This is a genomic window from Shewanella indica, from assembly GCF_002836975.1.
Lineage (GTDB): Bacteria > Pseudomonadota > Gammaproteobacteria > Enterobacterales > Shewanellaceae > Shewanella > Shewanella indica.
On sequence record NZ_NIJK01000052.1, the window covers coordinates 94,603 to 113,362 of the forward strand.

Here is an 18,760-nt window from a genome sequence, read left to right on the forward strand (position 1 = left end):
GAATAAAGATAAGAATACTTTAGTCAGATTGCCGATTTTTCAGCAGAGGGTCAGGATGGCTGAGTAAGGTATGACATCAACTGACCTACAACTCCGCTAACCCATTGTGATACCTGCGTTATAACCATTTCGAAAATCATGCTTCATATTCATGAATAAATTTCATATAAGCAAATCTCCAAGTCTAGCTTGCGGTTTTGCCGAATCCTCCTGTAAACGTCATTTAGGGGCTTTCATGGCTTGTCAAAATCGATTAAAACTATAAGTAACAAGGGGGTGACACAAAATGCCCTCTGGGAGATCACTATGTTTAATCAAGATGTTAGCAAGGAGGTGTCGGTACAAGGTAATACAACTGATAACTTCAAAGTGCCCTTTGAGCTGTTGAAGAACCAGTTGGGAAAGACCCTCTTCGAGGTTAGCCGATTGCCAGTCCAAAGTGGATTACTGCAAACCGGCAATATCAGCCTCGCCAAACTGTTGGCCAGGCGTTGTGGATACTCACTAAGAACTGCCAGGCGTCATATCAGGCGTTTGGAACTGGCTGGCTTAATCACCAGACAGGCTAGTATCACCGCTGCCGGAATGCAGTCGGTTAACCTTTATCAACGTAGATTCGATTGATGAGGTGTAAATGCCCCAGCAGGCAACCTAGGAAGGTGATCCTGCCGGGGAAGAGCCCAAACAAGGCTCGAAGGCCACAAAAAAGCAGGTTTTCTCAATAACTATTTTAATCTGCTGGCCTTATTTCCAAGGAGATGTCCTTATGACATCACTATATAAAGTTAACCCTAGCAACACCCCTCTGATGCTGAAAGAGCACGGATATGATGGCATTAAGGCCATGTTCGATCTGCCAGAACTGATTTGCCAGTTAACTGGCAGTGAGATCAAGCCAACGCAATCCGACTACTGCCAACTTGACGACGATGTATGCCCCTTCTGTGGTCATAAAGGCTGCTTTAAGATTTACCATACCGACTCTGAAGAGCAGCACTACCACTGCTATTCATGTAATAAGCATGGGGACATCTTTGGCTTTTTAGTAACCTGTAAGCTCGCTAAAAATGCCTATGATGCCGCCAACAAGCTGCTAAGTGGTGAGATTAAAGGGGTTACCATCAACACCCAGCCCCGCCCACAAACCACCAGAGCAGTTCAAAACGTGCCTCAGTTGACCCCGGAGCAGTTGGAGCAACGTCAGGCGTTGCTGGAGGATGCATGGGAGTACTATTGGGAACCCATGATTGAGAAAGACAGCAAGCCGTTATCGTGGCTGATGGCTAAGCGAAAGCTGAGTTCAGACACTTTGATTGACCTAGGAATTGGATACAGCCGCGGTGAACTCTGGCGCCATCTAACAGCTAAAGGATACGATCTTGATGAGCTCTATGATTCTGGACTGGTGCAAAAAGGCCAATTTAGCCCCAGGGACTACTTCCCCAAGGATGTCTACATCTTCCCTCACTATGATGAGCAGAAACACATTTGCCGCTTTACCTTTAAGGATCCTACTAAAGCCAAGCAGTTTCAATTGCCCAAGAAGTACTGGCTGAACGACATCCAGTTTTATGGGCAAGATACAATGGACCGCTCGGGCTGTGTTGCCTTGGTTGAAGGTGAACATGACCTACTGGCTTTGGTAGAGCATGCCTGGCAAGGTCCTGTGCTGGCAACCAATGGCCAGTTGGGTCAGTCACAACTGAATTGGCTCGCTGAACGACTAAAAGATCGGCAACTGGTTACCTTCTTCGATAATGATGATGCCGGTAACAAGTATCGAGAACGAGTCGCCGCTCTAGGGTTGCCATCCTTAATCCAAGTGACCTTGCCAGAAGGCCATGGCAAGGATATCGATGAATACCTTCGCGGCGAGAGCCCGTTGAGTCTTGAAGAGTTAGTCAGCACGTGCGGTACGCATTATCCACCAGCGGAAGCCAGCCCAGAGGAAGCGTCGGCTGAGGCTGAAGATACACCAGCAGCCACTGCAAGTATTTGGGACTCCATAGACCCAAACACCTTCAATGACGTTGGCAATGCCAAACGGCTCAGTACTTTATGGGGTCGCGTCGTTGCTTTTGTTACTGAGTTTGGTCAGATGTATCGCTTCAAGCACCACATCTGGGAACCTACAATGGATTCTGAATTACAGGCAGCCAGCGAGGTAGGAAACAATATCATCAAGCACGGTATGATGGAAAAGTGTGCAGCGGCAGCAGCCAATGAGGAGGAGGCTTTCAAACTCGCCGATAAATACATTCAGTTTGGACGCAAAAGCCTAGAGCGTAAGAAGCTGGCGGATATGCTGGAGATATACAAATCGAGCCACCAGATCAAAGCGAGTACTTTTAACTGTGATCCAATGAAGTTTGGTGTCCGGAATGGTGTCATAGACCTCAATACAGCAAAACCCTTGGCACCAAGCCCAGAGATGTATATTAGCCGCTGTAGCGAGGTCAGCTATGACGAATCGGCTATCTGCCCTCGTTGGGAGCAGTTTATCGATGAGATTACCTGTGGGGATAAGGAGTATGGCCAGCTACTGCAACGGATTGTTGGTTACACTTTAACCGGCCGTACTGATGAGCAAGTGATGTTCTTCTTGCATGGCCATGGCTGTAACGGCAAGAGCACCTTTATGAACATCTTGCAACGACTGATGGGGAGTTACTACCACCAGATAAGCAGTGATGTGCTATTGCAAACCAATGGCAGTGGTAAAGGTCCCAATCCATCCCTTGCCAAGCTGGTGGGTAGTCGGCTGGTGGTGGCCAACGAGCTCCCTGAAGGCTCTCGTATGGATGAGAACTTGGTTAAGTCCATGACTGGGGATGACATCATTGTTGCCAGGCACCTCTACGCCAAGCATGAGCTGGAGTACAGACCCATGTTCACCCTGATGATAATCGGTAACCACAAACCGGTTATCCGTGATACCAGTCCTGGGATGTGGCGACGGATGATTTTGCTCCCCTTTAACGCCAGCTTTACTGGTAACCAGTTAGACCCAAAGCTTATGGAAAAGCTCTACGCAGAGCTGCCGGGCATCCTCAACTGGGCCATTAAGGGAGTACAAATGTGGCTTGAGCGAAGCATTAAGGGCTCATTACCAGCAAGTATTCAAGCAGGAATTGATGAGTATCGTCATGAGTCAGATCTGCTTGCAAACTTCTTGGAAGAAATGACCATAAACGAGCCGGAGAGCTATATCGCAACAGATGAGCTATACGACGCCTTCCGTCGTTGGGCAGAGAGAGATAGTGACTGGAAGATGACTCGCAACATCATGACTAAACGGCTAAAGGATAAAGGGTTTACCAAGGTTAGGAAGCAGAACAAGGCCTGTATTCAGGGATTGATGTTAAAACCCAGGATGGAAGGTAACCATGACTTCTACAGCTCTGTTGTTACTGCACCTGAGCCTAAATACCATGCCTAAAGATTGGTAATAAAGTGTACGTCAGGGGGGAAGGCCCCCTGACAGCACTTAGTATTCCTAATACATTTGAGGGATTGCTATACGGGGCATCTTATTGATGGCGGTGTGTAGATCTGCGTAGCTTCCATATCTTCTACCAACATTACCGGCATTGGAGTGACCTGTGATTGCATTCTGAATATCCTCCCGCATAACTTGACGGGCCTGGGTAATAAATCGGTGGCGAAACGCATGCAAAGGCTTAAGCTCTTCAAACAATTCGATGTTGGCTTCCTGAAACTTCCGCTTTAAGTACACCGCGACCCCATTGTGAAGCTTACCAGCCGCATTTGCTTTCAAGAGCGGGAACAGGCGACCATTTGGCGGAAGTGATTTAACGTACCGAATGAAACCGAGTTCAATCAATGCATCACATATCGGCACCTTTCTCGCTTCATTATTTTTCACTGACTGCCCTTCTCTAGCGTCACGAATGTGGATGTACCAAAACGAGTTATTAGCCTCTAGTTGCTCGATATCACGAACGTATAGCTGTGCGATTTCTTCAGCTCTAGCACCCGTGTAGGCTAATAGAACGGGTAACCAATAAGGTGCTGCACCATATCGAGCCAGTGTTTTAGGTTCAAGCTCACGAAACATGGATAAGGAGAAGATCCTGGCCACCTCGGATTCTGAATAGCCTCGCTCTCTCAATGATGACTTGGTTTGGGGCTTAGGGGATACACCATGGCACGGATTGGAAGGGATAACGTCTAACCTCACCGCCTCTTGGAAGTATCCTGAAATCAGATTTAACTCTTTCTTAGCCGTAGCAACTGTGATCGTAGCCAGCCCTTGAGCTTTGGCTGCTTTGGCTTGCTCTGCAAAAGGCAACCTTCTGATATCTGCTTTAGGCTTTACTGGGCATGTAATGATAAAGGTAAAGAAGCTCCGGAGCTCAAGCTTGCCAATGCTACCTATAGGTTTATCACCGAAGAACTCAACTGCTCGATTACAAGGTTGCGTCCTATCTTGCAACCATCTGTGTAACTTGAAACCATCAAAAGTCATTCCCTTTTGGGTGTTAACCCATTCAAACAGTTGACGGAGGGTTGACTGGTTAGAGATAGCCCCCTCTGGACTATCTACTTGAGCTCGGTATGACTCGTTTGCATCAGAAAGGACCGTAAATCCCATGTCGGCCAATTCTTGATGAATACCTTTTAGCAGAGTCGACTGGTTAGAAACAGCGTATGTTTGAGTGAAAGGTCCCCGATAGGGCAAGCCTCGTATTGCATCACGACGTGCCACCCCTTCCCTATCAAAAGCCGAACTACAAAGCGTTTTACATTGCTTTGCAAGAGCCTTGGCAAGGTAGAACCTCGGTTTGAAAGCAGATAGACTGAGCCCAGATAACATCAGGGCTTCATCGATGAATGATGCCATATGTTCAACAAATTTCTTCTCTACGGCTTCCCTGTCATGTCCGTAGTAATTGCTGAGAGCTGCTTCTTCAAGCTCCTCAAACAAGTCATGATTGTACTCAACTCCTTCATCAGTCTCCCTGATGTAACGGGCCAATATCTCGGGCTGGTGAAGCCTAGAGGCTTCATAAGTCGCCCAACGAGATACGATAGCATCTAAGTCGCTATTACTGATGGTGCATTCTTGCTCTTGGTTAGCAAGCCTGATCCTCGCCATTGCAACCAACGCTTCAAATTCCGCAACTACTGCAGATGCCCTTTGCTTTGCTTCTTTGGCATCCTTGGTATTGAGACTGCGTTTTAACTCTGATTTACCTTCAAGGAAGGGTCTGAGTTCGACGGGAATGACCTTCCTGACCTTGTATACACCGGTCTTAGGATCGGGCTTAGGTTGAATCATAAATGCCATCTCTTTTGTACCACCTTTTTGTACCACCCCAAGGTGCCAAAGGTTGGGAACATTGACTTATTCATCCACTATAATTCAAAGTGTTATGATTATAAAAGCAAAAACCTAACCATAAGATCAGAGTCTTTAGACTTGGCAATGACGGATGTATTCGAACCGTCAATTCAAACGGGCATTCGGCACCACTCCGGGCCAATTTGTTAAAACAGAAAAATCATCAAGATGGAGTCAAGATTGACCATTCACAATCAGCAATCATCACGCATTCAGGAACTTAACCGGAGCCGCGAATTTTTACGGGGTACCCTGGCGGTAATGCCGCTGACTTTAGCTGTTATCCCTTGGGGAATATTGGCCGGTTCGCTGGCACTGGAAACCGGCCTCAGCGCCTTAGAGAGCCAAGCCATGAGCCTGTTTGTTTTCGCAGGCTCGGCGCAATTGGTCGCCCTCGGAATGATAAAGGCAGGTTCAAGCCTACTGGCCATTTTGGTTACCACGGCATTGATCACCTCGCGTCATCTGCTGTATGCCATGGCGATGCGTCCAGCCATCAGCCCCTTGCCACTGCGCTGGCGCCTGACACTGGGTTTTCTGCTCACGGATGAACTCTTTGCGGTAGCCAATCAAAGCAAGGAAAGTACCCTTAGGCCCTGGTACGCCCTGGGAGCTGGTTTGAGTTTTTATCTTGGCTGGAATCTGGCAACCCTGGCCGGAATTCTCGCCGGCAGCTCTATGGATAATCTCGGCTCTCTGGGACTGGATTTTGCCATCGCAGCCACCTTTATCGCTTTGGTGGTGCCGAGGATAGTCAATATTGCCACCGCCTTATGTGTGCTCACGGCCATGTTGCTGAGCGTCCTGTGTGAAGCGCTGGCTATCCCGGGTGGCCTGCTGATCGCCGCCGTAACCGCCATGGCTGTGGGGTATCTCTATCAAAGCCTCTTGGGCGGCAGTCCAGTTAAACCGCTTGAGACAACGCAAGATAAAGGCAAGGAGCAGGCATGATTTGGTTAACCATACTGACCATGGCGCTGTTGGTGATACTCAGCCGTTATTTACTGCTTGAGCCCGGGCTACCGATACGACTTGGCAAGAAAACCCAGGCTTTCCTTGGCTTTTCGGCGCCAGCGGTATTAAGCGCCATCTTCGCCCCCATAGTGTTTCTGCGAGACGGCGAGTTGCAACTGAGCCTGAGCAATCCCTACCTCAGCTGCGCCCTGCTGGCGGCCTTACTGGCACTGTTGACCCGCAACACCCTGCTGACCACTATCGTCAGCATGGCGGTATTTTTCTGGATCTACTGAGGTCTCAGTCAATCACGGCTTTGGTGGCGGTCGCTCCCGACCAGGCCCGCAGCTTGTGGCCGGCAACGGCGTAATAAAGGATCATCCCATAACAGGGAAGGAGGATCCCGTAGGCGCTTTGATGGGGCACACCCTGGTGCACCAAGGCGCCATAGAGCAAGGGCAGCAAGGCACCACCGGCTATGCCCATGATGAGCAGTGCCGAGGCCACAGCAGTCAGGCGGCCGAGCCCTTCCAGCGCCAGCGGCCAGACAGCGGGCCAGACCAAGGCGTTGGCAAAGCCGAGTAGCGCAAGGTAAAGCAAGGGATCCGGCAGCGGCATTATCCCCAAAGGTTCGAGCAAGAGACTCGACAGCTGCGTGCTGGTTTCATCTCCAAGCATGATCCCCAAAGTAAACACCAACCCAGCCAGTGCCGAGCCCACCAAGGCGCTGCGCTGACTCATTACTCTTGGGATCAAGAGTATGCCGAGCAAATAGCCAAGCACCATAAATCCCATGGTGTAGGAGGTCAGAATGCCAAATTCGGCCACTTTAAGATGCTGGCCATAGAGGCCTATGCTGTCACCGGCAATCACTTCGGCACCTATATACATAAAGAGTGTCAGTGCTCCGAGAATAGCCTGGGGATAGGCCAGAATGGCGCGCCAATCCGTTCTCGGTACCAAGCTGTCACAGCTTTTGGCCTGGCTGTCCTGTTCAAGTTGCAGTTCGGGCAGAGGCGAAAATCGCACATACAGCAGCAACAGAGCCAAGACAACCGCCATCGCCAGGTAAGGCTGCACCAAGCGGGCAGACAGTTGCTCCAATGCCGCAGTGCGCTCAAGCTCACTGAGCTGTGCCAGCGCTTCCGGCGTAAAAGCATCCATACCTGTCAGCACCCAGGCACTGAACACTAGAGGAACAATAAAACCGGCGCCCTTGTTGACCACACCCATACAGCTGATGCGCATGGCGGCGCTTTCTCGCGGACCAATGCAAACAATGTATGGATTGGCCGCGGTTTGCAGTATGGTAAGGCCGGTTCCCAGAACAAACAACGCCAGTAAAAACAGGCCAAAGGTGTGGCTCAGCGCCGCCGGGATAAACAGCAGTGCGCCACTCGCCATTACCCCAAGGCCAATCTGTAGCCCGGCACGGTAACCGAAACGGGTCAACAGCCCGGACATAGGCAAGGCCATCACGAAGTAAGCGATGTAGAATACAAAGGCCACCAGATAGGCTTGTAGCTCATTGAGTTCACAGGCGATTTTCAGAAAAGGGATCAGTGCACCATTGAGCCAGGTTACGAAGCCGAATACAAAAAAGAGTATTCCAATCAGCACCATGGGCAGTAAAGTGCCGCCTCCTTTATTCAGGGTGTTATTGTCCATTGTCGGCATCTCCTCTGTTATTGTTATTCTCTGTCAATGATTATCCAGCTGCTGCCAAGGACAGATGTCCCTTGAAGCTACTTATTTTTCAAACGCTTTTGCTGCGAACTTCGGCGCCCGCTGCGAGCCTGCCGCCTTGCCAGCGCTTTGACTGATACAGGGCATCGTCAAGCAGCAGCAAGTCAGCCCGCATGCCTTCGGCCAACATGCCTCTGTCATTCAGCCCGGCAAAAGCCGCTGGAGTACTGCTGGCCATGGCAACAGCTTGCTCCAGCGGGATCTCCAGCACCTTGACGGCATAGCGAACCGCCGTTGTCATCTCCAATACTGAGCCGGCCAAAGAGCCGTTGAGATCCCTGAGCTCAGTACCGCGGCGCACAACTTTACCGCCGAAAAATTCAAACTCCTGCTCTTCAGAGCCCACTGGCGACATGGCATCTGTCACCAGCATCAAACGTCGACTCCCCTTGGCACGCCAGGCGAGAGTGGCGCTGACCGGGTGCAGATGATGACCGTCGAGAATAATGCCGCAAAATGCCCTTGGGTCACTGAGCGCCGTTCCCACCATGCCGGGGGCACGCGACTCCAGCTGTGACATACCGTTATAAAGATGGGTAAAGCCGCTGGCTCCGGCATCCAGCGCCGCCATCACGGTTTCGGCGTTGGCATTGGAATGCCCCAACGACACTCTGACACCGAGCGCCACCAGGCGGCGAACATCTTCAGGCCCTACCCTCTCGGGAGCCAGAGTCACCACACAAACACCCAGTTGGGACACAGCCTCGGCGTAGAGCGCCAACTCAATATCGCCAAGCTCTCTTAAGCGGGCTTCACTGTGGCAACCCTTGCGCTCCAGTGACAGATGCGGCCCCTCAAAATGGATCCCGGCTATGCCGTCAAGACCGGCTTCCTTGGCGCTGATGGCCGCCGCAAGTGCCGCTTGCATTACGCTGATATCGTCGCTGATAAGCGTCGGCAACATGCTGGTGGTGCCGAAACGGCCATGGGCGTCCAACATCAGCTTAAGCGTCTCAACGCTGGCCTGCCGGTTGAACATGCGGCCACCACCACCGTTGACCTGAGTGTCGACAAAACCGGGAACCAGAAGGCCTGCATAGTGAGTTGCCGCCTCACCTTCCTTGGGCGCCTTGGCAATGGTATGAATACGGCCATCGACTATCCGCAGCCAAACCTCACTACTGCGGCTCATTTGCGGCCCGAGCAGGGCACCATCGGCACCAATCCAGAACGGGGCCTTGTCAATGTTGCTGTTCATGCCAACCTCCGGTTAACAGGGTATCCATATCCGCTACCTGCTCGTTGGCGCTCACGCTATTGCTCTGTTCCACTCTAGTCGCCAGCGCCTTTCCCAGCATGGCGGCGCCGCGAACACCACTGGCGGCGCCGAATTGAGCGGCGCAAAACTCGGGCAACTGCACCCCATTGAACATATGCCTGGCGGTAGCCTGCGGCAGCGCCGCCAAAATTTCCGGCACTTCGCTCAAGCCGCCGCCGAAGACAAAGATGTCCGGATCCAGACTGAGGATCTGCCCGGCCAACACACTGCCCAGGGCATCCAGATAAGCATCGAAACTGCGTTTGGCTATGGCATCACCGGCGCGCAGCGCCGCCAGCCAAGCGTATGTATCACCCTCGCCGCCAAACGCCCGGTAGATACGACCAAGGCCAGTGCCAGAGACATAGGTTTCGGCGCAGCCTTTGAGGCCACAGCCGCAATCATAAAGCGGCAAGCCATGGCGCAGCAGCACGCTGGCCGCCATGCCCTGATGGCCGAACTCACCGGCCAGACAGTGGGCGCCGGTGATCAGTCGCCCTTCGATACAGATCCCGCCGCCAAGCCCGGTACCGAGTATGATCCCAAGAACTCTGGCATGATCTTTCCCGGCTCCCAGTAAGGCTTCGGACAGGGCGAAACAACGGCAATCATTGCCAAGAGCCACAGGACGCGACAACAAGACCCCCAGATCTTCGGCCACTTTACGCTGATTGAGGCAAGGTACATTGCTGGAGACCACAGTGCCATCGGCGCGGATCACCCCGGGCAGGGCTATCCCCACAGTGCCCGGGATGCCGGACTCGGCCGGCCAGCGCCTGTCGGCCTCGCTTATCTGCAAGGCGAGTGAGGCCAGAAAGCTCTGATAATCGTCACCCTGAGTCGCAATGCGCCATTTATCCAACAGACGCAATTGTGGACTGAACACCGCCAGTTCTATCTTGGTACCACCGATATCCACACCGTAGTACATGGCTCAATCCTCTGTGTTATCCAGGCTGCCTGGCCGAGTATAAACCGCAAGCGAATGCAGCTTCACCCCCTGCACCACTCTATTGACCTGGCCGCTGGGACAGGGATTATCCGGTGACACCCCAAGCTCCAACGCCTTGTAAAATGCAAGTAGCTGACAGTAAACAATAAAGGGCAGTGTCAACCAAGCCTCTTCCAGACTGGCCTGACCATCTTGCGCCAGAGCCTCTTCACTCAGATAACAGATATCCAGCGCCCGCTTATCGGCGCGCAGCTCTGCCAGAAGATCCAGATCGTAGGCTCTGGCATAGGGCTCAGAGCTGCCGAGCAGCACTATCTGGGTATCTTCATTTACCAGTGACTTGGGGCCGTGACGAAACCCCAGCGGACTCTCAAAACTGCTGATCACTATACCGGCCGTCAGTTCAAGGTACTTGAGCGCCGCCTCCTGAGCCGCCGCCTTGAGCGGCCCGGCGCCGAGGAACACTATCCGCTTGCAGCAATGGCCCGCGGTTTGCTGCACCCCGTCGAGCCGGGTTTCGAGCAGTTGCTCCGTCAGTGTCAGCACCCTGGATAGCGATTTGTCTTCCTCGGCAAACAACAGCAGGGTCGCCAGATACATACAACTGAAGCTGCTGGTCATGGCAAAGCTGCGGTCGTGGCTATCTTGAGGCATCAACCACAAACAAGCCTTGTGACTGTGTTCGGCCGCATAGCTGGCCAAAGCTCCCTCAGGGTTACAGGTCAGCAGCAGATGACTGACATCTGTCAGCAACTCATCGGCCAACGCCAGCACAGCCAGGGATTCAGGGCTGTTTCCCGAGCGGCCATAGGAGACTATCAGAGTCGGCTGCAATGGGTTGAGATGCAGCCTGGGGTGAGAAACAATATCCGTGCTGGACAAGGCTTCCACCCTCTGGCCCGGCAATCTGAGTTGCCGCTGTAAAAAGGCTGCCAACGCCTCGCCGATATAAGCCGAAGTACCCGCGCCGGTGAGAATAATCCGCAGATTGTCCTTGGCCAGCAAGGGATTGAGAAAAGCGCTGAGCTGCGCTTCCCTGTGTTTGAAATCGGCCTGTAATTCGCGCCAGAGAGTTGGCTGCTGGGCTATCTCGGTCGCCGTCCATTTACCACTCTCCGGCGCGTGCCAAAGCGGGTTGGCGACAGATTTTGGATACAAGTGGGTCTTTGATAGGTCACTGACTTGCATTGATTTATCCTTCGATGGCAGCAGGCTGACAGGCGCTGGCATAACGGCTAAGCACCAGGCCGATATGATGGAGTACCAGCTCAATCGCCGTGGCAGGCAGCTCGCCTCTGATCACGGCCGGATAGGCCAGCGGCAGATATTGGCTGATAAGGGGCTCGGGAATGGGGTTTGCCAGATTGGCCAGCAGCTTGTCTATGGTCAGTGACAATTCGGGCCAATAGTAGCGGATCCTGTCACTGTAACTGAATCCCAGTTGCCAATCCCGCAGCGCAGGATCTGTATAGAACGACTGCCAGTATTTGGGCTCAGATAGCATCTTCTGCTCACACAGTGCTCTAAGCCCTGAGCGTTTCGCCGCCGGCACCAGCAAGGCCTCGATATGATCCAGGGCAAACAGCCCCTCGCGCAGGGCAAAAGTCAACTGCGGCCCCACCTTGAGAATGGCAAAATGGCCGGCCACCAACTGGGCGTAATGCTCCGGCAATTGATAATCTGTGGAGTGGGCTTCAAACACCAGGTTGGGCTGCTCGCGAATAAAGCGGCTCTGCTCCTTGGTGAGCGTATCATCATACTGATGTACCCGGGCATTGCCGAACTCCACCCCCGGCTGCACCACCAGCGCAATCACCCGCTGCCAAACCTCTGCCCCAAGCCCTTCGGCGGCAAAGGCCTGTTTGTGGGCGCTAATGGTGTGTTTCATCGCCGCGACCGGGGTGACCTGCAGCCCCTCCTCCAGCGAACTGACACCACCGGGAGCGGGTACTTCAGTGCCTATCACATAACAGAGCTGTTGCCCCGGCGCCTTGGCCGCTTCTGCGGCGCGGCACAGTCTGGCGGCGCGCGCGGCAATCACCTCATCGGCAAGGGGCGTTTGTTCCTGATGACAAGCCATGCTGGCATCCAGATGAATTTTACAAAATCCCGCCTCGACATAGGCCCGCACCATGGCTTCGGCCTCAGCCATCGCCTGCTCTGCAGTCAGGTGCTTCCAGGCCACCGGCCCCAAGTGATCGCCGCCGAACAGCAACTGCGCTTCGGCAACACCTTCACTTTGGGCCAGGCTCTTTACAAAGGCGATAAAATCGGCGGGGGTCATGCCTGTATAGCCGCCGTGCTGATTGACCTGGTTGGCCGTAGCCTCAATCAGCAAGGGCGTCCGTTGCCGCGCCGCATGACGCAGAGCGGCGCGCAGTACCAGCGGCTGGGCCGAACAGACGGAATAAATCCCCGCCTGCTGCCCGGCCTTGTTGGCCTCAATAATGGATTTGAGTGCAGACATGCTTACCTCAACCTACAATGCCAAGCGGTTTGGCGCTCTGCCACACACCACGGGTAAAGTCGGGGAAGTCCTTGGAGTTACCGCGATCGGCCACTGAAGCCGCCGACAGAGGCTGCACCGCCGACCAGGCCGCACCATCATACACATCCTGATCCAGCGGCTCGCCGTTACGCAGGCAGTAGATCATCCGCCAGCACATTAAAAAGTCCATGCCGCCATGACCGCCGTTCTTTTCGGCCGCCTCTCCCATCTGCAACCACAGCGGATGGTCATACTTGGCATACCACTGGGTCATATCCTGGTCCCAATGGTGGAAGCTGCCACTGCCGCCCTGCTCCAGCGCTATGCGGTTGGGGAAACCGGCAAACACCCCATTGGTGCCCTGAATCAGGTTATGGCGGCTGTAAGGACGCGGCGTTGTGGTGTCGTGTTGCACCATGATGGTTCGGCCTTTAACCGTCTTGATAAGACTGGTATTGATATCGCCGCAGATATAGTTGAGCTTGTTGCGGGCATGGTCGGCGGGGAATTCACGCTTGGCATAGGCTGCGCGCCCAAGCGACGGAGAGCTCATGGAAGTGAGATAGTCGAACCTGTCCCCGCGGTTGATATTCATGTACTGGGACACAGGCCCCAAGCCATGGGTAGGATACAGGTTACCGTCAATCAAGGCGTGATACTTGGTGCGCCAGGAGCCCGTCTTGCGATCTATCTCCTTCATCTGCCAGCGCAGCTCGTGAATATAAGCGGCCTCACCGTGCAGCAATTCGCCGAACAGCCCCTGGCGTACCATGTTGAGCACCATCAGCTCGTCGCGACCGTAGCAGACGTTTTCCATCATCATGCAGTTGCGCTGGGTTTGCTCGGCTGTGTCCACCAGATCCCAGAGCTGCTCCATGGTGATCCCCATAGGCACTTCAACAAAGGCGTGTTTGCCGGCCAGCATAGCCTCTTTGGCCATGGGGTGGTGCCATTCCCAAGGTGTGGCAATGACCACTATGTCCACATCCTGGCGTGCCAACAATTCACGATAGGCGTGTTTGCCCTGGGAATAATAACCGGGCTGGGCCAAGCCTGCGTCACTCATCACCTTCTTGGCGCGTTCTATGACCAGGGGATCGGTATCGCAGATAGCTGTTACCCTGGCGCCCTCTATGTTGTTGAAATGGTGAATGAACCCCACACCTCGCTCACCGACGCCGATTAGCCCCACCCGCACTTCAGCCATTTTCGGAACCACCAGCCCCATGACAGATCGGCCACTGGCCTTGGGTGCCAGCGCAGATGAACCGGCATTGGCGGCGCAGCCAGCCAGCGCCGAGGCAGCAGCTGTGGCCACCGAAGCTTTCAGAAAGGAACGACGATCAAAACCAGACATAACTTCTCCCCTTGTTATTTATTTTTATCTATCAGGTGCAGCTGCACCCCTTGCTTGGTGAGTTCTTCCACATAGCGCTCGGGAATGCCGCTGTCGGTCACCAGTTGCTGGATCTGCCGACTGGCACAAATGACATGAAACGCCTGTTGGTCGAATTTGGATGAATCGGTAACCACTATGATCTCGCTGGCAATCTCACACATCATGCGGTTGAGACTGGCTTCCTTCTCAAAATGGGTGGTGAGACCTGCCTTGAGATCAAAACCATCCACCCCGAGGATCAGCTTGTTGAAGTTGTAATCCCTGAGGCTCTTCTCGGCGATGGAACCATAGAAAGACATCGACTTCTTACGCAGCAAGCCGCCGGTGAGCATCACCTCAACGTCGTCGGAACGCGCCAGCTCAGTGGCTATGTTAAGGCCGTTGGTCATCACGATAAGATCTTGATGTTCAAGGAGGTTGGCCGCAACTTGCTGGGTAGTGGTGCCCGAGTCCAGCAACAAGCGGTCGCCATCATTAACCAAAGAGGCCGCCACCTTGCCCAGCTCCTGCTTCAGTGCCGAGTAGCAGTGGCCCTTCTCTTTCAGTGACAGTTCACGAATAAGGTCGGAGTTGACCATGGCGCCACCGCGGGAGCGCACCAACAATTGCTTTTGATCCAATACCGCCAGATCCGAGCGTATGGTGACTTCCGAGACCCCGAAGCGATTTGCCAGCTCGGTGACCGACACCTTTCCCTGTTGCTGGGTCAGCCGGACTATCTCCTGCTGCCTCTCAATAGTGTTGAGATTATTCACTGCACTCTTCCTGTTTTGTTTGTTGCGCTCTGGAGCAGGTGAACCTGCACTGGCTTTCGAAAGCTTTCAATCTACTAGCAACGTCGTCAAATCATAACAACAATTCTTATACCACAACGACTTAAGCCAAAACCAACAACAAATTTTCACTTTCAACTAGCTAAACTATGCACCAAACCGAAAACAATTAAAAGACATTTTACATTTTTTTATTGATCACCCAGAGTTTTTAACGCTATAAATAAGCAATCGAAAGTATTTCGCTGTTTCCAATGCTTTCGAAAAACAACAAAAGCGAAAGGCATTAAGCCTGATAAAAACAAACAGCGGGGAACCCATGAAGCTCTTAGCCACCCAACCAGCCCTAATTGCCCTGGCAGTTGCCAGTGCGCTGGCAACACAGCCGGTTACGGCCAATGACGAGTCCGACAAGGAAAACAAGGCTCAAACACAACAAAACTCAGCTCAACAGCAGGATGCTGAGCTGGAAAGGATCCAGGTAACGGGTATCCGCTCAGCCATTAAGGAGTCGCTGTTTCTGAAACAGAATGCCACCGCAGTGGTGGATCTTGTGGTGGCCGATGACATAGGCAAGTTTCCGGATGAAAACCTGGCCGAAGCACTGCAACGTATTCCCGGGGTGACCATTACCCGCAACGGCGGCGAGGGACAGAACATACTGATCCGCGGCCTGGGGGACGGCTACAACATCACCACCCTCAATGGCCGCAAGCTGGCGTCGGACAATGCCGGGCGGGACTTCAACTTTGACACCATAGCCTCGGAGCTGGTCAATGTGCTGGCGGTTTACAAGTCTCCCGAAGCACGGCTCACCGAAGGAGGTATAGGGGAAATTGTGGATATTCAGACCCGCAAGCCTTTGGATTTGGACGGTTTTACCCTGCAGGCCTCGGCCAAGGGTATCTATGAGTCGCGCACCGAAGACCTGCACCCGCACGCATCTCTCATCATAGGCGACAAGTCCGATGACGACAGTTTCGGCGCTCTGTTTTCCGCCGTTTACTCCAAGAAAACCCTCAGGGCCGACACCTATTCCGCCGATGGTTTTTTCGATGAAGAGGAAGGCTGGGGTGTCGACAGCGCCGGGGTACCGGTAGACACCAACGGCAATGGTGTGATTGATGAAGGCGAAATCTACGCCTCCAAAATACCCAGTTACATGTACTATGCCAACGCCCAGGACGTACGCGAACGCATCGGTGGCACCCTGGCGCTGCAATGGCGGCCTCTGGATAATCTGGATGTCAATTTCGACGCCCTCTACTCTCGCTACAATACCGATGGACACAAATACCAGATAGGGTTTGTCAACTATGACGAGGAGTGGACACCGGGTACCCCGCTGTTCAGCGATGCGCAGTTCGATGAGCTGGGGCGAGTGGTTTCCATGCGTCAGCAGGGCGACAACACTATGGTGGAGCTGCTTAACCTGAGCACACCGCGCAAGACAGACACCTACCAACTGGCACTGAATACGGCGCTGTTTATCACCCCCAATTGGTCGGTCACCGCCGATCTTGCCTACTCGGCCGCCAAAAACAAGAACAAGGGCGACAATCGCTTCATCGTCGCCCGCGGCTTTGTCGACAGCATAGATATCGACTACACCAATGGTCAGATGCTGCCGGATGTGGTGATAGGCCCGGGACTCACCAGCGAGCAGACCTATGGTGCCCACTACAGCCTAAACAGTGGCACTGGCGTGGATGACAAGGTAACGGATCTTAAGCTGATGACCCAGTATTTGCCGGAAAGCGGCTTTATCAGCAAGCTGGATGCCGGGATAAACTATGTCAAGCAGGTCAAGAGCCAGAATGAGTTCAGATCGAAAAACCCCAGCCAATTCAGTCGCGGCGGCTACTATCTAACCCGCGACGGTTATGCTTTTGACGGCTCGGGAGTCTTCACTCAAGGCGAGTTTGAGCTGTTCCAAATTCCGGGCAATGTGTTTGTTCCCGCCAACTTCGATAACTTCCTCGACGGCGAAAACAGCATCTCACCGGATCCCTGGCCCAGCTTTGACTATGACAAGTTGCTGGAATACTACCGCTCCATCAACGCCGATGCCGCCAATGAGGCCATAGTAGCCAGTGCCAATCAGGCCGGTACTTATGAGGTAAGCGAGGCTGTGACCTCGGCCTATGTGCAGATAACGATTGAAGAGCTGCTGTTCGATCTGCCCTATATGCTCAATCTGGGGGTCAGGGCCAGTCGCACCGAAGTCGATTCCGAAGGTTTTGGCTATGACTTGAGCAAAGTAGTGCTGGATGATGCCGGTCAGCCGCTCAACGATGACTGGCGCACCGTCAGCCCGGTAAACTACAGCGACAGCTATACCAATATATTGCCAAGCCTCAACTTCAAGCTGAACCTGCAGGACGATCTGCTGCTGCGTATCTCGGCCGCCGAAGTATTGAGCCGCCCATCACTCTACTCGCTCAGAGTCTGGGCCGCGCCCAACTTCACCAGTCAGGAGCAGGGCTTACCAACTCTGGTGCGCGGTAATCCCGGGGTTGAACCCGAGCAGGCCAAACAGGCGGATCTAGCGCTGGAATGGTATTACGGCGACAGCAGTTCACTGAGCGGCGCCCTATTCATCAAGGATATCGACTCCTTTATCTCTGATGAAAAGACCCCCATGGAGGTCGATGGCAACCGTTACCTGGTAAGCCAGCCGGTTTCCGGTCAGTACGGTGCCAAAGTGCAGGGCTTTGAAATTGCCTGGCAACAATCCCTCGAACAGTGGTTGCCTGAGCCATTCAACGGCTTTGGCTGGCAGCTTAACTACACCTATGTGGACAGCAGTTATGACGATCCTGAGCTGAAAGCCAAGGATCTGCCCTTCAAGGGGATGTCCGAGAACTCCTACAATGCCGTGCTCTACTATGAGCAGTATGGTTTGCAGGCGCGCCTTGCCTATAACTGGCGCAGCAAGTTCCTGGTGGATCCGGATGCCTGGGGCGGCCCGGCCTGGATAGACGACTACGGCCAATTGGATGCCAGCATCAGCTACGACATCACAGACAACTTGACCCTGTTCAGTGAAGCCTCCAACCTGACCAACAACCGCTACTCCGGTTACGTCAAGCGCGAAGATCAGGTGAATTATCTGGAACGCTTCGGTACCCAGATAGCCGTGGGTATTCGCGGCAGCTTCTAAACAGAGCCAAATGGATCCCCATAAGTAACCATCTGACTGAATCAAGCTGCACTAAACCCAAGGTGGGTATAAACTCGTTCCAAATACAGAAAGCCACCTGATTCAGGTGGCTTCTCTGCTTGAGTCTCGAATACCTTTATTGAGGATAGTGGTCAGATGAAGTCACTGTGCTCCAGAGACTGGATAGGTAATCCCCCCGATAAATCTGACCAGATAAACGGGTCGAGCCATTCTCAACATATCCACAGCAGCATCTCACATGGGGGCGAAAGACATCTGCTCATCAAGCACAGCTTGATAGATGGCTGTAGCGCGAAGCAGCTTGGCTGCGAGCTGAGGGGCACACACTGTGCCAGCAGCTTTGGGCTGCATGTTAAGTCGTGCTCGCTGGAAGCGAGACAAACAAAAAAGCCCTAGCATTTAGCTAGGGCCCTTNTGCCAGCAGCTTTGGGCTGCATGTTAAGTCGTGCTCGCTGGAAGCGAGACAAACAAAAAAGCCCTAGCATTTAGCTAGGGCCCTTTTGTTACTGTTTTGTCTTCACTCATTTCTTTGATAAAGAGTAAAAAGTGAAAACCAAAGTGGCGTCTGGCGATGGCCAGCTTCGAGCAAGCTCTGCGCGTTCGTTTGTCGCATCAAACTGAGTTTGATAAACACGACAACC

At 53.2% G+C, this 18,760-nt stretch carries 13 protein-coding genes; 5 read left to right on the top strand and 8 right to left on the bottom strand.

Going from position 1 to position 18,760, the window contains the following annotated elements; genetic code table 11:
* The first annotated feature begins 306 nt into the window (after positions 1-306).
* Both CX650_RS18505 and CX650_RS18510 read left to right on the top strand, forming a co-directional pair.
* Positions 307-624 carry a helix-turn-helix domain-containing protein gene (locus CX650_RS18505; RefSeq protein WP_101096681.1) on the top strand — a complete coding sequence of 106 codons (318 nt, stop codon included), beginning with the start codon at positions 307-309 and terminating at the stop codon, positions 622-624.
* Between the two features lie 142 nt (positions 625-766).
* Positions 767-3,439: a phage/plasmid primase, P4 family gene (locus CX650_RS18510; protein ID WP_101096682.1), complete on the top strand. Its 2,673-nt coding sequence runs from the start codon at positions 767-769 to the stop codon at positions 3,437-3,439.
* 57 nt (positions 3,440-3,496) lie between these two features.
* Here the strand turns inward: CX650_RS18510 and CX650_RS18515 are convergent, their stop codons facing one another.
* Entirely contained in the window at positions 3,497-5,311 is a 1,815-nt protein-coding gene (locus tag CX650_RS18515; RefSeq protein WP_101096683.1) for a DUF6538 domain-containing protein, read from the bottom strand.
* A gap of 234 nt (positions 5,312-5,545) precedes the next feature.
* Between CX650_RS18515 and CX650_RS18520 the strand changes: the two genes are divergently transcribed.
* Both CX650_RS18520 and CX650_RS18525 read left to right on the top strand, forming a co-directional pair.
* Positions 5,546-6,316, top strand: a complete 771-nt coding sequence (locus CX650_RS18520; protein WP_264184811.1) for an AzlC family ABC transporter permease — start codon at positions 5,546-5,548, stop codon at positions 6,314-6,316.
* A complete protein-coding gene (locus tag CX650_RS18525; protein ID WP_025009838.1) occupies positions 6,313-6,615 on the top strand; it encodes an AzlD domain-containing protein in 303 nt (100 codons plus the stop codon). The genes CX650_RS18520 and CX650_RS18525 overlap by 4 nt, the downstream gene beginning before the upstream one ends.
* 4 nt (positions 6,616-6,619) lie before the next feature.
* On the opposite strand, the gene CX650_RS18530 is transcribed toward CX650_RS18525, so the two are convergent.
* The 7 genes from CX650_RS18530 to agaR form a co-directional block, all read right to left on the bottom strand.
* A complete protein-coding gene (locus CX650_RS18530) occupies positions 6,620-7,987 on the bottom strand; it encodes an MFS transporter (RefSeq protein ID WP_101096685.1) in 1,368 nt (455 codons plus the stop codon).
* Between the two features lie 88 nt (positions 7,988-8,075).
* On the bottom strand, positions 8,076-9,197 hold the full coding sequence (gene nagA, locus CX650_RS18535) for an N-acetylglucosamine-6-phosphate deacetylase (protein ID WP_373297502.1): 1,122 nt from the start codon (positions 9,195-9,197) through the stop codon (positions 8,076-8,078).
* A gap of 49 nt (positions 9,198-9,246) precedes the next feature.
* Positions 9,247-10,254: an ROK family protein gene (locus CX650_RS18540; RefSeq protein ID WP_101096687.1), complete on the bottom strand. Its 1,008-nt coding sequence runs from the start codon at positions 10,252-10,254 to the stop codon at positions 9,247-9,249.
* Positions 10,255-10,257: 3 nt separating this feature from the next.
* A complete protein-coding gene (locus tag CX650_RS18545; RefSeq protein ID WP_101096688.1) occupies positions 10,258-11,463 on the bottom strand; it encodes an SIS domain-containing protein in 1,206 nt (401 codons plus the stop codon).
* Between the two features lie 4 nt (positions 11,464-11,467).
* On the bottom strand, positions 11,468-12,742 hold the full coding sequence (locus tag CX650_RS18550; protein WP_101096689.1) for a class II D-tagatose-bisphosphate aldolase, non-catalytic subunit: 1,275 nt from the start codon (positions 12,740-12,742) through the stop codon (positions 11,468-11,470).
* 7 nt (positions 12,743-12,749) lie between these two features.
* Positions 12,750-14,120, bottom strand: a complete 1,371-nt coding sequence (locus CX650_RS18555) for a Gfo/Idh/MocA family protein (protein WP_028780309.1) — start codon at positions 14,118-14,120, stop codon at positions 12,750-12,752.
* 14 nt (positions 14,121-14,134) lie between these two features.
* The gene (gene agaR, locus CX650_RS18560; RefSeq protein ID WP_025009833.1) at positions 14,135-14,917 is read right to left on the bottom strand and encodes a transcriptional repressor AgaR; all 783 of its coding nucleotides are present in this window, start codon (positions 14,915-14,917) and stop codon (positions 14,135-14,137) included.
* A 337-nt stretch (positions 14,918-15,254) separates the two neighbouring features.
* Here agaR and CX650_RS18565 point away from each other — a divergent pair, with 337 nt between their 5' ends.
* Positions 15,255-18,098, top strand: coding sequence for a TonB-dependent receptor (locus CX650_RS18565; protein WP_101096690.1), 2,844 nt, complete (start codon positions 15,255-15,257; stop codon positions 18,096-18,098).
* Positions 18,099-18,760 lie beyond the last annotated feature (662 nt).

What these genes read in the sequence shown, in the direction of transcription:
- CX650_RS18505 (WP_101096681.1), top strand. Translation starts at nt 307, where the DNA reads ATGTTTAATCAAGATGTTAGCAAGGAGGTGTCGGTACAAGGTAATACA.
- CX650_RS18510 (WP_101096682.1), top strand. Translation starts at nt 767, where the DNA reads ATGACATCACTATATAAAGTTAACCCTAGCAACACCCCTCTGATGCTG.
- CX650_RS18515 (WP_101096683.1), bottom strand. Translation starts at nt 5,311, where the DNA reads ATGGCATTTATGATTCAACCTAAGCCCGATCCTAAGACCGGTGTATAC.
- CX650_RS18525 (WP_025009838.1), top strand. Translation starts at nt 6,313, where the DNA reads ATGATTTGGTTAACCATACTGACCATGGCGCTGTTGGTGATACTCAGC.
- CX650_RS18530 (WP_101096685.1), bottom strand. Translation starts at nt 7,987, where the DNA reads ATGGACAATAACACCCTGAATAAAGGAGGCGGCACTTTACTGCCCATG.
- nagA (WP_373297502.1), bottom strand. Translation starts at nt 9,197, where the DNA reads ATGAGCCGCAGTAGTGAGGTTTGGCTGCGGATAGTCGATGGCCGTATT.
- CX650_RS18540 (WP_101096687.1), bottom strand. Translation starts at nt 10,254, where the DNA reads ATGTACTACGGTGTGGATATCGGTGGTACCAAGATAGAACTGGCGGTG.
- CX650_RS18545 (WP_101096688.1), bottom strand. Translation starts at nt 11,463, where the DNA reads ATGCAAGTCAGTGACCTATCAAAGACCCACTTGTATCCAAAATCTGTC.
- CX650_RS18550 (WP_101096689.1), bottom strand. Translation starts at nt 12,742, where the DNA reads ATGTCTGCACTCAAATCCATTATTGAGGCCAACAAGGCCGGGCAGCAG.
- CX650_RS18555 (WP_028780309.1), bottom strand. Translation starts at nt 14,120, where the DNA reads ATGTCTGGTTTTGATCGTCGTTCCTTTCTGAAAGCTTCGGTGGCCACA.
- CX650_RS18565 (WP_101096690.1), top strand. Translation starts at nt 15,255, where the DNA reads ATGAAGCTCTTAGCCACCCAACCAGCCCTAATTGCCCTGGCAGTTGCC.